General features: G+C 73.5%; 9 protein-coding genes. 8 read left to right on the top strand and 1 reads right to left on the bottom strand.

The annotated features are described in order from the left end of the window. Nucleotide 1 precedes the first annotated feature (1 nt). The 8 genes from ABE85_RS13350 (at nt 2) to rpoZ (ending at nt 13,018) form a co-directional block, all read left to right on the top strand. Entirely contained in the window at nt 2-1,600 is a 1,599-nt protein-coding gene (locus ABE85_RS13350; protein ID WP_067275163.1) for a hypothetical protein, read from the top strand. Further along, the gene (locus tag ABE85_RS13355) at nt 1,597-3,591 is read left to right on the top strand and encodes an ATP-binding protein (RefSeq protein WP_067275166.1); all 1,995 of its coding nucleotides are present in this window, start codon (nt 1,597-1,599) and stop codon (nt 3,589-3,591) included. Before ABE85_RS13350 ends, ABE85_RS13355 begins: the two co-directional genes overlap by 4 nt. Next, on the top strand, nt 3,591-8,600 hold the full coding sequence (locus tag ABE85_RS13360) for a hypothetical protein (protein ID WP_067275169.1): 5,010 nt from the start codon (nt 3,591-3,593) through the stop codon (nt 8,598-8,600). Before ABE85_RS13355 ends, ABE85_RS13360 begins: the two co-directional genes overlap by 1 nt. A gap of 3 nt (nt 8,601-8,603) precedes the next feature. Beyond that, nucleotides 8,604-9,656, top strand: a complete 1,053-nt coding sequence (locus ABE85_RS13365; RefSeq protein WP_067275173.1) for a hypothetical protein — start codon at nt 8,604-8,606, stop codon at nt 9,654-9,656. Between the two features lie 15 nt (nt 9,657-9,671). Further along, the gene (locus ABE85_RS13370) at nt 9,672-11,465 is read left to right on the top strand and encodes a DUF4157 domain-containing protein (protein WP_082938587.1); all 1,794 of its coding nucleotides are present in this window, start codon (nt 9,672-9,674) and stop codon (nt 11,463-11,465) included. 1 nt (nt 11,466) lies between these two features. Beyond that, entirely contained in the window at nt 11,467-12,084 is a 618-nt protein-coding gene (locus ABE85_RS13375) for a HEAT repeat domain-containing protein (protein WP_067275177.1), read from the top strand. Nucleotides 12,085-12,157: 73 nt separating this feature from the next. Next, nucleotides 12,158-12,793, top strand: a complete 636-nt coding sequence (gmk, locus tag ABE85_RS13380) for a guanylate kinase (RefSeq protein ID WP_067275179.1) — start codon at nt 12,158-12,160, stop codon at nt 12,791-12,793. Nucleotides 12,794-12,814: 21 nt separating this feature from the next. Continuing rightward, nucleotides 12,815-13,018, top strand: a complete 204-nt coding sequence (rpoZ, locus tag ABE85_RS13385) for a DNA-directed RNA polymerase subunit omega (protein WP_058936171.1) — start codon at nt 12,815-12,817, stop codon at nt 13,016-13,018. 82 nt (nt 13,019-13,100) lie between these two features. Here the strand turns inward: rpoZ and ABE85_RS13390 are convergent, their stop codons facing one another. Then, on the bottom strand, nt 13,101-15,029 hold the full coding sequence (locus tag ABE85_RS13390) for a DEAD/DEAH box helicase (protein WP_067275187.1): 1,929 nt from the start codon (nt 15,027-15,029) through the stop codon (nt 13,101-13,103).

Below are 15,029 nucleotides of genomic sequence, written 5' to 3' on the forward strand. Positions count from 1 at the left end.
CATGGCCGCGCCTGAACGCACCGTCCGCCGTCTGCGGCTGCGCGCGCCCGGCGAGGCGGCCGTGCGCCGCATCCTGCCGACGCTGGAGGATGCCTTGCGCTGCGCGAGCCTGGGCGACGACGGCGGACGACTGATCGTCGTGAGGAAGCTGGCGCTGGGGCGCGTGACGGCCGGCGCCACGTCGCAGGCGCTGTCCAGAGTGATCGAGGAGAAGGCGGCCGCGGTCTCACGGCAATGGGTGGCGGCGGCTGGGGATGCCTCGGGACTCGCCGTGACGGACGGCGACGATGGCGCCGCGGACTATGCGGGCTGCGTCGTCTTCGCCGGCGTGCTGGAGGCGCGCCTGCAGTTGGCGGGACAGTTGCTGCGGGGGCGACGCGCCGATGCGTGGTACTGGCCGCTTGCGGTGCCGGAGTTCGACGTGACGCTACCGGCGCGGCGCAACCTCGCGCGGATCGCCTTCGCGATCGCACACACGCCCGAGGGCCGCGTCGCGCTGCCGCAATGGACGGCAGCGCTCGTCCGTGGGGTCGGCACCGCGCGCGTCGCCCTCTGCTTCGACGACGACGTGGCCGATCGCCTGCTGGACCTCGTCGGTCTGGCGCCAGGGTCAGGTCATGCGTCCGCCGAGGGGTCGTCCCGCCGGGCGCGGACAGCGTCGGACGACGCGGCGGGCAAGATGAGGATGCGGGCGGATCCATCGGCGTCCGCCTCGACTTCCAACTCGACCTCCGCATCGACGTCCGCAGCGCCATCCGATGCGGCGGATGGCGACGACGCGCTCGTTCCGCGCTGGCTTCGTCGCTTGCTGGAGGCCGCCGGCTCGTTGCCTCCCGCGAACCACGGTCGCGAAGCGGAGTTCCGGGCGCCGAGCACCGATCTTCCGCCTGGATCGACCGCCGCAAGCGCGCGATGGAATCAGTGCCTCCCCGTCATTGACCGTCGCGATGACGGCACGGCTTCCCGGGAAGGCTCCGTCGACCGGTCCGATCCCGCGCTACGATCAACGACACCGCACGAGTCGGCCTCGATGCCAATCGGTGCTCGTCGTGATGCGCCGTCCGCCTCGCGCTTGCAAGAGGCCGACGAGACGGACGACGCACGCGATGCGTGCGCTCCGCTGAGCTCGGACGCGTGGCCGTGGCTGCAGCCGACGCGCTGCGGCGGGTTGCTGTTCCTGCTGCCCGTGCTGGTGCGACTCGGCGTCCCGCAACGCGCGCCGGACGACGAAGCGGCCTGCCGCCTCGTGGCGGCGGTGCTCCGGCTGGCGCTGCAACGTTCGCACGCACCGCGTGACGATCCGATGTGGCAGGTCGCGACGGCCGCCGGCGCCGACGCGATGCCGGAAGCGGAGGCAGCGGACGCTGCGGGCATCCTGGCCGACGCACGACGCTGGCTGCACCGCGCCGGACGCATCGGACTGGTTCGGCTCGTGCGCCGCCGCGGCCAGGTGTGCGCGACGGCCACGCACGTCGACCTGCACTTCACGCTCGACCAATGCGATCTGCGGCTGCGCCGGCTGGGGCTCGACCTCGATCCCGGCTGGGTGCCGTGGTTCGGACGGGTGGTCGCCTTCCACTACGGAGCGAGCGACGCATGAACGCCCCGCAAGCCACCGTCACCTTGCAGGTGCCCGCGTTGCATCTGCTGGCGCTGTCCGCGCTGCAGTCCGGCGATGAATCCGCCGGGCCCGAGGCGGCTTGGCTTGCCACGGCAGCCTCGGTGGCTTCGTTTGATCTGAATGGACCGGATGCCACGAACGACGCCATACCCGATCGCACGCTGCTTCAAGCCTGGCTCGACGAGCCCCCGGCCGAGGATCAACTGCTGCACGCGCTCGCTCGCGCGATGCCGCTCCGACCGCCGGAGCTAATCGCCGTCGCGCTGGCGATGGCCGTGGAAGTCGACGCCATGGCCGCGCGCGTGGTCGCGTGGCTGCAGGCGCCCGCGGGCGGATCGCGCCCCACCGTCGGCCTCGTGCTGGCGGCGGCGCGGGCGCTCGGCCTCGACGCGCCGCCGGCCGCGCTGCTCGACGGCGCCGCGCGCGAGGTTGGCCTGCTGCAGTTCGACGCCGAGGCCGCCACGCTCCGGCCGCTGCCCGAGCAGTCGCTGCGCGTGCCGCTGCCGCTCGTGCTCGCGCTGCGCGACGGCGCCTCGCGGTGGCCGGGCGTCGAGATGGCGGCGCCGGCCTTCGACGTCGCGCCCTCGCTGTTGGAGGCAGCGCGCCAGCAGGCGCTCGCGCTGCGCGTGGATGCAGGACATCTGGTCGTGCGCAGCGGGCATCCGCGCGAGGCGCGCAGCGCCGCGGCCTGGATCGCGCGCTCCCTCGGCGCGAAGCCCGCGTTCTTCGAGCAGGACCCGGCCCCGGGCGCCGGCCTGTGGCTCGCGCTGTGCGGTCTCGTGCCCGTGCTGTGCATGGAGCTGGGGCCCGGTGAGTCGCGTCGTCTGCCCGCCCTGCCCGGCTATCAAGGACCGCTGCTGGTGGCGAGCGGGCCTGAGGGCAGCTTCTCGCGCGACGGGGACACCGTCGGCAGCTGGCGCGTGCCGCTGCCGCAACCCGACGAGCGCGCGGCGCTGTGGCAGCCGCTGCTCGGCGACGAGGCGCTGTCACGACGCGCGGGCCGCCAGTACCGCTACGACGCCGCACGCATCGCGCAGATCGGCCGCGCGGCGAGGTATCAGGCCGGCTTGGCGAGGGCGGGAGAAGGCCCGGGCGACGAGGCTTCCACGCCTTCGCTCCGGCACATCGCCGCGGCCGCGCGCAGCGGCCTGGCCGCCGAGCTAGGCGCGCTGGCGGAGCTGATGTCCGAGCCGATCGCCGACGACGTGCTCATCGTGCCGCCTTCGTTGCGCGAGTCGTTGGCCGCGCTGCGCCAGCGCTGCGAGCTGCGCGAGGACCTGTCCGACGGCCTGGGCGCCTCCACCCGTGCGCGTTACCGGCCCGGCGTGCGCGCGCTGTTCGTCGGCCCGTCGGGCACGGGCAAGACGCTGGCGGCGGGCTGGCTCGCGACGCAGCTGGGACTGCCGCTGTACCGCGTCGACGTCGCCGCCATCTGCAGCAAGTACATCGGCGAGACCGAGAAGAACCTCGCCCAGCTGTTCGCGCGCGCCGAGCACGCCGAGGTCGTGCTGCTGTTCGACGAGGCCGACTCGCTCTTCGGCAAGCGCACCGACGTGAAGGAGTCCAACGACCGCTTCGCCAACGCGCAGACCAACTACCTGCTGCAGCGCGTCGAGTCCTTCGAGGGCATCGCGCTGCTGACCAGCAACAGCCGCGGGCGCTTCGACAGCGCGTTCACGCGCCGGCTGGACGTGATCCTCGACTTCCCGCAGCCCACGCCGCAGGAGCGCCGCGCGCTGTGGGTAGGCCATCTCGGCACTGGACACGCGTTGAGCGACGGCGAACTCAACCGCCTGGCCACCAGCTGCGACCTGTGCGGCGGCCACATCCGCAACATCGTGCTCGCCGCCACGGCGCGCGCGCGCCATGCGGGGCGTGTCATGCAATACGGCGACGCGCTGCAGGCGGTCGCGGCCGAGTGCCGCAAGCTGGGCCGGCAGACGCCCGCCGGCCTGGCCCCGGAGGCGTGATGGGCGCGGCGGTGGCCAGCCCGCGCCCGGCGCGCGCGCCGCCGGAACGCGGTCAGGAAACCGGCACGGGCGCGAGCGCCGCGCCCGAGCAGGAAGCCTCCGTTGAACCGGTCCCGGAGGCCGGCACGCCGCGTTATCTGTCGCCGGGAGGCGCCGGCGGTGTGGGCGTCGGTAGCGGTGGTGGAGGCGGCGCGGGCGACAGCCCGGGGACTGCCGTCGATCCCGTGCAGGCCGCGCGGGACCTGCACGGCGAGCAAGGCCCCGTCGAAGAGTCGGTCGCCTCGGAGACCTCCGCGGCGCCCGTGACGCGTTCCGTCGACGAGGCCAGCGAACTGGTGAGCCGCGCTACCGAGCCGCCAGCGTTGGTGGAACGTCCGGTCGAATCCGCGACGCTCGATCCGACGACCGCGCGCGACGGCGGCGGCGATGGTGGAAGCGGAGGCAGCGACGGCACTGGAGACGGCGCGGGCGGCAATGACATCGAAGGCGAAGGCGCGGTCTCGTCGGAAGCCGAGGCCGCTGTCGAGGCAGCGGACGGCGGCACTGGCGGAGAAGGCGGCGCTGCGGGCGATGGCACCGGGGGCGATGGCGATGCAGGCGGGAGTGGCGACTACGGCGGCAGCACCGAAGGCGGCGCGGGCGCGGGCGCTGACGGCAGCAGCGGCGGCGAAACGACAGGCGCTGGAGGCGCGCGAGGCAGCGCGGGCGGCGGCCCGACTTCGGACGCGGGCGACGGCGGCGGCGCCTCGCCCGACGGCCTGGACGCGCTCGCCACGGGCGACCTCGCGCTGATCGACGCGGAACTCGCCGAGCACCAGCGCTGGGGCGCCGCTGCCGCCCACGTCGGCGCGGCGGGCTCGTCCACGCGCGCGGACTTCGTCGTCCAGCAGGCGGGCGCCGGCGCGCTCGGCGGCTTCGGCCATGCGCTGGGCACGGGCTTCGTCGTGGGCGCGGGCACGCGGCTGGCCGAGGTCGGCGTCGGGCGCCTGGTCGCGCGACTGGCCGGACCGGCACTGGCACGCAGCTTCCCGCTGCCCGCCATCGGCGCGGTCATCGGCGGCGTGATGTCGGCCTACGACCTCGCCACCCGCGACTGGAGCCGCACCGGCGAGACCATCGGCCGCTTCGGCGAAGGCGCCTCGGTCTATGAACAGCTCGCCAACAGCATCGCGGCGGTGAGCGAGATCATCGGCATCGCGACCGCGGTGCTCAACGTGATCGCCGGCGTGATCGGTGCCATCTCGATCGCCATGTGGGTCATCACCGTGCTGACGGTGGGCGTGGCCACGCCGCTGGCCGCGACGCTGTCGACGATCGCCGGCGCGATCGGCCTGGGGACCATGGTCCTCGACGGCATCAACGCGATGGTGCTGCAGCGCCTGGTCACGATGTTCCGCGCGCTGCACACCTTCACGAGCAACTCCGACCCGATGGATGTCGAGGCGCAAGGCGGCCGCATCGGCGAGGCCGCGGGCGCGAGCGCCGGATTCATCGGCGGCATGGCCGGCGGTCTGGCCGGCGCGGGCGTCGCGGGCGCCGGCGCTCGGCGTCTGGGCCTGAGCCATGAACCGACGCCGCATCTGCCCGACCACGAGACGCCGCCCGCCGCGTCAGGCGACGGGCCGACGATCACCGCCGACCCGCCGCCCGCCGTGGAAGGCGCACCGGCCCCCGGCGCCGACGCGGTGACGCCGGCGGTCGATGGTCCGGCGACGCCCGCAGCGCCGGCCGTGGACTCGCCCGTGACGCCCGCAGTGGACGGTCCGATCGCGCCCGCGATCGATGGCCCGTCGGTGGCGCCCATCGAGGGGCCTGTCGTGCCGGCCCTCGATGCCCCGGGCGCGCCGGTCGTCGACGGCCCGGCCGTACCCGGCGTCGACGCGCCGATGGCGTCGCCCGACTCGCCGGGCCAGATCCTGCCGCCGGCCGATCCCAGCGTCCCGATTCCCGAGATCCCGAAAGCCCCCGGCGTGCCGGACATCGGCACCCTGCCCGACTACGGACCGGAACTGCCCGGCCATCCCGACGCCCCCGCGCTGCCCGTCGATCCGGCGATTCCGGTGGATCCACCGGGTCCGAATGAGCGGCCTGTCGATCCGCTCGGTCCCACTGAACGGCCGGTGGATCCGCTGGGCCCGACCGAGCGCCCCGTCGAGCCGGCGATTCCGGAGGGCCGCCGGATCACCGACGACCAGCGCGCGGCACCGGAGCAACGTGCGCCGACGCCGGAGGAGATCCGTTCCGCCGAGATCGAGCAGGCCCGCCTGGAGGAGATCGGCGAGAAGCGCCGCATGGCCGAAGGCGGCGGGCTGGTGGACCCCGAGTTCCAGAACCTGCCCGAGGAGCCGGGACGCGCGAAACGGCGCGGCGATCCGCGCGCGCCGGACCAGTCGGTGGTCCCCGAGCGCGTGAAGGCCGACCTGCGCGCCCGGGCCCGCGCCGCGGCCGGGCTGGAGCTGCAGCAGGCGCTCAACGGCGGCGAACACAACGCCCGCACGATGGCGGCGCTCGAGTACCTCAGCGACGCCCAGCTCGACTACGTCAGCCGGACCGGCGAGCTGCCGCCCGGCGTGGAGTTCCACCACATGCTGTCGGTGGCGGATTTCCCCGAGTTCGCCCACATGCCCGAGGCCGGCATCCCGCTGCCCGAGGGTCTGCACAAGGAGATGGGCCACGGCGGCGACACCACGGCGCCGCTGGAGACCGCGACCTTCCGTGACCCGGACGCGCCGGACCGTCCCGGCTTCCATGAAGATCCGCAGGCGCAGAAGTTCAACCGCGCGAATCAGGCCGATGTGGCGGACGGCGTGTCCAGCAGCGGCGACGTCAGCCGGGACATCATCACCGAGCGTCGGGCCCGGATGCGGGACATGGAGAGCCGGGCGCGCTCGGAGAGAGATCCGGCCCGTGCCGCCGAGTTCCAGCGCCGGGCCGATCGGCTGCGCGGCGAGATCGACACGATCAACCAGCTGCTGGCCGCCGAGGAGGCAAGGAACGCGCCGCCGCCGCTCGAGTCCACCTCGCCGGCCGCCTCCGTGCCGGACGCACTCCCGGAGACGACCGCTTCGCCGACGGGGGACGCCGCGCCCGCCGTCGTTCCGGACGTCGCGCCGACCGCCACGCCCGACGCGACCGCCACGCCCGACGCGGCCCCCACGCCGTCGGAGCCCGCGCCGCGCCGTGCGGGCGAAGGCGAGACCCGCAGCACCGAGCCGCTGTCCGACGCGGAGTTCGAGGCCCATGCCGCGATGGCCGAAAGCATGGGCATGCCGCGCGACCAGATCCAGCGCGGCTCCCGCAACACCGCCTACATTCCCGGCGCCTTCGACACGCTGCTGATCGGCCCCGACATCAACCCGCTGCCCGAGGGCGAGCGCCCCACCGGCCTGGCCAATCCGGCGAACGCGGCGCTGGAGCCGCGCGCGGTCCTGGGCCACGAGATCATCGGCCACCGCGAGGCCGAGCTGATGGGCCAGGCCCGCGACGATCCCTGGCACGAGGAGCTGCAGGCCAGCGCGCGCGCCGGGCTGCACACGCCGGAGCTGTCGCCGGCGCAGCGATGGCTGCTGATCCAGGACGCCGCGGCCCGCCGCCGCTTCCAGACCCGCGAGGGCGAGATCTACATCAACACCGAGCGCCCCGGCGACACCGGCGGCGGCACCAGCCGCGGCGAGCCCCGGCCCGACAGCGCGTTCCGGCCGCAGGACCAGCTGCCATCGGTGATCGTCAACCTCGACGCCGCCGGACCAGGATCGTCACGGTCGAGCACCGGCTCACCGGCACTGACCGGCGCCGCAGGCACGCCGCCAGTCGCGAGCCCGCGGGGCCCGGCGCCCCCTCGCGTCCCGCCCGCGGCGCCGGCCAGCGCGTGGTCCCACATCCCGGGCAGCGGCGTCGTGCGTGGCGTCGGCGACGCGTACTCCCAATGGTTCGGCGCCGAGCGGATGACGGCGCCCGCGGGCGTCCGCTACGACGCCGCGGCGCGTGCCCGCATCGCGCGCGGCGGATCGATAGGCGCCGCGGTGGGATCGGTCCTCGGCGGCGGTCCGGTCGGCGCCGCGGTGGGCGGCTTCGTCGGCCGGCGCGTCGGCGAAGGCGTCGCCCGTCGCGCCGAGGACTTCTCCGCCGGCCGGGCCCGCGGCAACGACCCCATCGTCGAACACGTCACCCCCGGCTACCCGCCGCCGCCCGGTTCGCCGCAGGAGGTCGTCCAGCTGCAGAACCGCCTGATCGACCTGCTCGACGCGCGCGCCCGCGCCGAGGCGCTCGAACGCACCACGGGCGCGGACGCCTCGCACCACGAGGCCAATGCCGCGCCCCTGGACCAGTTCCAGCAACGGACACAGGCGACGATCACCGCCACGCAGGCGCACGAGCAGGCCGTCGCCAACCGCGAGGCGGCCAACCAGCAGCGGCAGTCCGAGGAAGGCAATGTCGGCAACACGCTCGGCAGCTTCGCCGACCGCGCCGCGGGGCTGGCGATGATCACCGAGCCGCTGCGCGCCTTCACGTCCTTCACCTACCTCGCGCATGCGCTGCCCGACAGCCCGGACGTGCTCAAGGGCGCCAAACGCGGGATCCTGAAGATGAACTCGGACGGCCAGCAGTTCCTGGAGGCGCTCGACGGTGCCGGCAGTGCGGTGCAGGCGCAGCAGACGGCTCAACCCGCGCGCCAGGCCGAGGCCGACGCGAACGGCGCGCGCATCGCCGCCGTGTCCAGCGGCGCGACGGCATCGCAGTCGCAATTGAGCCAGTCGTCGTCCGACGGCGCGGCGCTCGCGCAGCGGAATCAGTCCCGCGCGCAGGAGTCGCGCGGCTTCGAGCAGCGCGCCGGTGCGGCGCGCGCGCAGGCCGGCGGCGAGGCCGAGGAGACGCAGACGCAGATCCAGACGCTGTCCGCGCAATGGCAGACCTGGGCGAGCGCCCATCGGCAGGCCCGGGAGACCGCCGTGGCGCAGACGCGCGAGCGCATGATCGCGGCTGGGTACCGGCCTCGCGAAGGAGCATGAGGAATGGCGTCGATCCAGGATCCGCATCAGCCGCCGTCGGGGCAGTCCCATCCCGGGACCTATCCGCAGCCGACGCAGCAGCAGCAGCAACAACTGTCGGCCGCGCAACGCGCGGTCGCGGCGGGCGACTGGCTGTCCGCCGCGCGCCAGCTGCAGCAGGCGGCGCAACGCGCATCATCCGATGGACGCGCGCGCCAGGCCGCGCACTGCGAGCAGATGGCCGCGTCGCTGCTGCGCGCGGGCGGCTCGCTGGACGAAGCGCTGGCCGCCGCCGACCGCGTGGTCGCACGCGATCCCGCATCGCCCGCCGCGCGCTTCGCAGCCGAGGCCGAACGCGCGCAGACGCTGCAGGCGCAGGGCGACGACAGCGGCGCGAGCCAGGCGTGGCGTCAGTCGTTGGACGCTGCCGAAATGCTCTCGTTGCCGGATTGGGCGCGAGCCACCGTGCTGCGCTCGCTCGCGGGAAGTGAGGTGCGAGGAGGCGCGTTCGACAGCGCCTGGATCCACTTCGACGAAGCAGCGACCTTGATGAGCGACGACCTTGCCGCCCCGGCGTGGGTCGACGTGGAGCAGGCCCAGGCCGCGCGCGGGATCGGGCAACTCGCCCATGCGCGCGACGTACTCGGCCGTGCCCGCGTGCAGGCGCGGCTGGACATCGACCCGCATCTGCGCGCGGAGGTCCAGCGCACGCTGGCCGAATGTGTGCTGGACGAGTGCGCGCTGGACGACGGCGACGCAGACCAGGCGCGCGAAGCCGCCCGGCTCGCCCACCTCGCGCGCGAGGCAGCGTTGGAGGCCGTGGCCCCGCTGAGCTACTTCGCCGCGGCGGTGGCGCTGGCCCGCGCCGCCGATCTGAGGGGCGATCGCACCGAGGCATACCGCGTGACGGCGTCGGCCTGGGTGACGCTGGCCGACCTGCTGGGGCAAGACCTGGCCCGTTCCTGGATGGAACCGGTGCTGCTGGGATTCAAGCTGCGATGGGGCGACGACGCGTTCGCCGAAGCGCGCGCGGCGCACGAGCGCCAGCGCCGCGACGCGCTGCGACGCACCGACTGACAAGGAGACCGCGACATGCGATTCACTGCTCCCCACCAGCACACCGGTGCGCGACGCACCGGCGGCGACGGCGCGCGCGGTTCGGGCCCGGCCGGGCTGCCGCGCTTCCTGCAATCGCGCACGGCGACGGCGTCGTCGACCGCTTCAACTCCAACTTCAACTTCAACTTCAACTTCAACTTCGACACCATCGACGTCGCCTACGTCAACGCCATCGATCGCCACAGCAGCGGCTACCGCCGCGCCGACCGGCGCGCGCCTGCAGGTCAATGCGCCGAACGACAGCCACGAGCAGGAAGCCGATCGCGTCGCATCGACCTGCCTCGCGGCGTCGCCGCCGCCGACCAGCGCGGGCCCCTCCCCTCTGGCAAGACCTGGCCCCTCACCGACCTCCAGCCTCACGCGGACCCTCGGCAGCAGCGGCCGGCCGATGGACGACGCCACCCGTCGCGCGATGGAGCCGTACTTCGGCATGGACCTGGGCCACGTGCGCCTGCACAGCGGCAGCCAGGCCGCGTCGCTGAACCGCGACCTCGGCTCACGCGCCTTCACGCTGGGCGGCGACATCTACTTCGGCGCCGGCCAGGGCCCGCAGGACCGCGACCTGATGGCGCACGAGCTGACGCACACGGTGCAGCAGGGCGGCGGCGCGGCCGGCGCGGGCGTCCCCGGAGGCATCAGCGCGCGCGGCGGTCCGCCCGTCATCCAGCGCGACCTGATGCAGAGCATGCCCGTGCCGCTGGGCGGCTTCGAGATCGGCATGACGGCCTCCAGCGGCGGCGCCAACACGCCGCCGACCTTCAGCGGCCTCAGCGGCACCATCCGCTTCATCCCCGACGTCGATTCGCCGAACTCCAACACCATCGCGCTGGTGCAGATCGTGCGTCTCACCGATCGCGGCGTCGACGTCGATCCGCAGTCGATGGGGGCGCCGCAAGCGCCTCGCGGCGCGCTGGGCGACCCGGGCGTGCGCACCCAGGACGACGCGGCCCGCGGCGTCGAGGGCGGCTTCTCCACCGACGTGCTGCACAAACCCCTGGGCGCCGGCGGCACGCCCGCCGCGCCGGGCAGCGCCCTGTCGCCCAACTATCCCTTCGCCCCGGGCGGCGGCGCGCAGGTGCCGGGCTTCAAGCGCTCCAGCGATCCGGCCGACATCCGCTCCGCCAGCCTGTTCGACGCGCCCGGCATCGCCGCGCCCCGCAACCTGGACTACAGCTTCGAGACCGTCGCGCGCAGCGAGGACACCGGCGTCACCTACGGCGCGCTGAGCTGGGGCTTCAGCCTGAACGCCGGTGTCGTCCAGGGGGAATTCGCCAGCGCGGCCGGCGGCCAGTCCGCCACCTTCGACGAGGCGCTGGAGCGCCACCGCGACTTCTACGTGCACGAGCCGGTCTCGTTCTACTTCGACTTCGACAGCGCCGCGCTCTCCGCCGGCGAGGCCGCCAAGATCGACGAGTTCCTGCCCTACCTGACCCGCAATCCGACGGTGCACCTGGCGCTGGAGGGCTTCGCCGACCAGGTCGGCGGTGCCAGCGCCTACAACGCGGACCTGTCGTTGCGACGGGCCTCGTCGGTGGAGGCCGGTCTGCTGGCGCGGGGCATCTCCGCAGGGCGCATCGACGGCATCCTCCTCGGCCACGGCGCGTCCACCGCGGCGACCACCAACGCCGGCACCGGCGACCAGGGCGGCGACCCGGCGGTCGGCGCGGACCAGTCGCGCGACGCGAACCGGCAGATGAACCGTCGCGTGCTGCTCACGTTCACCGACACGGCGCCGCCGGCCGCCACGCCCGCTCCCGCAGGACCCTGACATGACGACATCGACCCCCTCGCCGGCGCCCGGCGATCTCGTGGCGCAACTGGGCACCGCCGCCCCCAACGATCAGGCCCGGGCGCTGGCGGCGCTGGTGACGATGGGCGCGGCCGCGACGCCGGCGCTGCTCGCCGCGCTCCCGGGTGCGGTGGCACAGTCGCGTGCGCAGATCGCCCAGGCGTTGGCCGAGATCGCCGACCCGGCGACGGTCGACACATTGGCCCTCCTGCTGGGCGAGTCGGATCCGCAAGTCCGCGGGCGTGGCGCGGAGGGCCTGGCGCTGCTGGACGATCCACGCGCGCTGGATGCGCTGGCGCTCACCCTGGACGACCTGCCGGACCTGCTGCGCTGGCCGTACACGGTGGCGGTCTACCTCCTGATCGAGCGCGGCACGGCGGCGCTGCCCACCGTGGCGACGCTGCTCGGCGCCCCGGATCCGATCACGCGGACGCGGGCGTTCCAGGTCTTGCGCGACGTGCTGCTGCGGGAGCGCGGCGAGGCCGCCTGGCAGGCGCTCATCGCCAATCTGGGGGCGCTGGACTCCTACGGCGCCGACCCTGGCAACCTCGCGGTGACGGCCCGCTGGCAGGCCTGGCTGGCCGCCGGAGGCCGCTGAAGCCCGGGGGGACGGGCCCGCAGAAGCGGGTTGAAGCGGATTGAAGCGGGCCGAAGCCCCCTAAAATCTAGGGATGGAATATCCGGGCAATCTCTTCGTCGTCGCCGCGCCGAGCGGCGCGGGCAAATCCAGCCTCGTGAAGGCGCTGCTGGAACTGGACGCCAAGCTGAGCGTCTCCGTCTCCCACACCTCGCGGGATCCCCGCGGGCAGGAGCAGCATGGGCGCGAATACCTGTTCGTCTCGGTGGAAGAGTTCCGCGGAATGATCGACCGGGGCGAGTTCTTCGAGTGGGCGCATGTCCACGACAACCTGTACGGCACCTCGCGCGCGGCCATCGAGGCCCGGCTGGCGCACGGCGACGACGTCGTGCTGGAGATCGACTACCAAGGGGCGCTGCAGATCAAGCAGCTGTTCCCGCACGCGGTGCTGATCTTCATCCTGCCGCCGAGCTGGGATGAACTCAAGCAGCGCCTGATCCGCCGCGGCGACACCGCCGACGAGGTGATCGCCAAGCGGATGCAGACGGCGCGGGAAGAGGTCGCGCAGGCGAAACACTTCGATTTCGTCGTCATCAATGCCGTGTTCGAGACGGCAATTTTCGACCTGAAGTCGATTGTCCAGGCGCAGCGGCTAAAATACGCGACCCAACGCCGCAACCGGTCGACTGTCTTCCGCGCGCTCGACCTCATTGCCGACGTTACCGAATAACCCCGACTCTCAGGAACCAGCATGGCCCGCATCACTGTCGAAGACTGCCTGACCAAGATCCCGAACCGTTTCCAGCTGGTGCTTGCCGCGACCTACCGCGCCCGCATGCTGAGCCAAGGCCACGCGCCCAAGCTGGAGTCGAAGAACAAGCCCGGCGTGACCGCGCTGCGCGAAGTCGCCAACGGCGACGTCGGCGTGGAAATGCTGCGCCGCGTGCCGGTCTGATCGCAGGCTGAACGGCGGCGCCCACCGGCTCCGCCCTCGCCCAGGAACGCCCCGCTCCGCGGGGCGTTTGCTTTTGTGGCGCTCATTTCTGACGCCAGAACTCGGCGTCGATCACGACCTCGTTGCCGCTGCGCTCGTTGATGATCCAGAACCGCGCGCCGTCGGGCGCGATGCGATCGACCTCGCCGACCAGCCGCCCGGCCGCCACGCGCAGCCCGCGCGTGTTGAAGGGAAAGTCCGGCGCCTTCGCCAGCGTCAGCAACGGCACCGCCTCGCGCGGATCGCCGGCCAGGCGCATGCGATGCACGATGGGCGCGAGGACCTCGTTGGTCAGGTCGGCCGACGAGAGACAGATCACCACCTTCGCCTGCGCGCGGCTCAGCGCGACGTTGAGCAGCCGCCGCGCTTCCTCTGTCTTCAGGAAGGGCTGCGTGCCGTCGGCCGGGTCGAAGAACACCACCGGGGCCTCGCTGCCCTGCGCGCGGTGGACGGTGCTGACCTTGACGCCGTCGTCGACGCCGAGCGCGTCCAGCCGCTGCCGGATCAGTGCCCGCTGCGCGCGGAACGGCGTCAGCACGATGAACTCGTGCGGTGCCCAGTCGCCGCTCGCGAGCGCCTCGGCGATGAGCGCGGCGATCGCATCCGCGGACTCGCGCCGGATCGGGCCGCGGTCCTTCGCGGACCAGAAGCCCTCGCGCGTGATGCGATGCACCTTCACGTGGACATCCGCCGGAATGTCGCCGAGCGCGCGGGCACGCGCGCGCTGCCAGTCCTCCGACGCCAGCGCCTCTGCGGCGACGCGCAGCGCGCCGTCGTAGAACAGATCGCTGACGAGCGCCCCGATCGGCGCGGCCATGCGGGACTGCTCGTCGAGCATCGCCACCGCCGCTGCGGCGCTGCCCTGTCCGCTCTGCCCACCTTGCCCGCCCTGCCCGCCTCGCGGCATCGCCGCGAAGGGTGAACGCCCCAGCCACTGTCGCGCGAGGCGGTCCTCGCTGCGCAGCACCGGCGAGAGCTGCTGCGGATCGCCGGCGAAGAGCCGCGCTCGACCCAGCGGCATCAACGCCAGCGCATGGGCCAGGCTGACCTGGCTGGCTTCGTCGAAGACGACGAGGTCGAACGGCGGCTCGCCCTCGGGCGCGAGCTCGCGCAGCGTCTTCAGCGTGAAGGCGGCGCGGGTCGTCGTCATCGTGGCGAGGCGGCATTGCGCCAGCACCTGCGGCGACGGCGTGGCCGACGAGGGGATCAGATGCCCGCGTCCCGCGTAGGCCTCGGCATCGAAGCGCGAGCCGAGCCGCTGGACTGCGGAGCGCAGGTGCTCGCGACGCCCCTTCTGCAAGGCTTTGTCGACCGCGATCGTCGCGAGGTCGACGGCATGGTTGGTCGTCGAGAGCAGCAGCACGCGTGCTCCGGGTCGACGGTCGAGGTACTCCGCGAGCAGCACGCCGAGCGTCGTCGTCTTGCCCGTGCCGGGCGGCCCCCAGAGGAAGGCGTCGTGGAAGCCGACAAGCTTCAGCGCCTCGCGCTGCGCCGGCCGCAGCCAGCGGAACGGCGAGCCGTCGAGCGATGGCGCGTCGGGCCTCGCTCTCGGCGTCGAGAGTCCCGGCCAGCAGTCGGCGGCGCGACACGCCCAGGGGTCGTCGCGCCAGGCATCGGCGATGGCGTTGAGGAAACGCGGCGGGTAGAGGCGCAAGAGATGACCCTCGCCGGGCGGCGGAGCGCTGGCGTTCTGCAGCACGAGCTGGTCGTCCTCGACGACGACGGCGCGCACGCTCGCGCTGCCCTTGGTCGGCGCGCCCCACCATGCGGACGCGCCTTCGAGGCGCTCGTCGAGCAGCGTGTGCGCGGACGCCTGCCCCGGCCGCTGGCCTTCGGCGTAGACGTAGTCGGGCTCCAGCGTCACGCGCCAGAGCGCGCCGTCGGCCGTGCTGCGCAGCACGCGGAAATCGTAGAACTCGGGCGTCGCGGCCAGTTCGGCGGCTATCGCCGCGCGGATGTCGGCCAGGGGCAT

The organism is Mitsuaria sp. 7 (genome assembly GCF_001653795.1).
GTDB lineage: Bacteria > Pseudomonadota > Gammaproteobacteria > Burkholderiales > Burkholderiaceae_C > Roseateles.

Bases quoted from the DNA above. Each gene is read 5' to 3' on its own strand.
- ABE85_RS13365 (WP_067275173.1), top strand. From the start codon at position 8,604: ATGGCGTCGATCCAGGATCCGCATCAGCCGCCGTCGGGGCAGTCCCAT.
- gmk (WP_067275179.1), top strand. From the start codon at position 12,158: ATGGAATATCCGGGCAATCTCTTCGTCGTCGCCGCGCCGAGCGGCGCG.
- ABE85_RS13370 (WP_082938587.1), top strand. From the start codon at position 9,672: ATGCGATTCACTGCTCCCCACCAGCACACCGGTGCGCGACGCACCGGC.
- ABE85_RS13375 (WP_067275177.1), top strand. From the start codon at position 11,467: ATGACGACATCGACCCCCTCGCCGGCGCCCGGCGATCTCGTGGCGCAA.
- ABE85_RS13390 (WP_067275187.1), bottom strand. From the start codon at position 15,029: ATGCCCCTGGCCGACATCCGCGCGGCGATAGCCGCCGAACTGGCCGCG.
- rpoZ (WP_058936171.1), top strand. From the start codon at position 12,815: ATGGCCCGCATCACTGTCGAAGACTGCCTGACCAAGATCCCGAACCGT.
- ABE85_RS13355 (WP_067275166.1), top strand. From the start codon at position 1,597: ATGAACGCCCCGCAAGCCACCGTCACCTTGCAGGTGCCCGCGTTGCAT.
- ABE85_RS13350 (WP_067275163.1), top strand. From the start codon at position 2: ATGGCCGCGCCTGAACGCACCGTCCGCCGTCTGCGGCTGCGCGCGCCC.
- ABE85_RS13360 (WP_067275169.1), top strand. From the start codon at position 3,591: ATGGGCGCGGCGGTGGCCAGCCCGCGCCCGGCGCGCGCGCCGCCGGAA.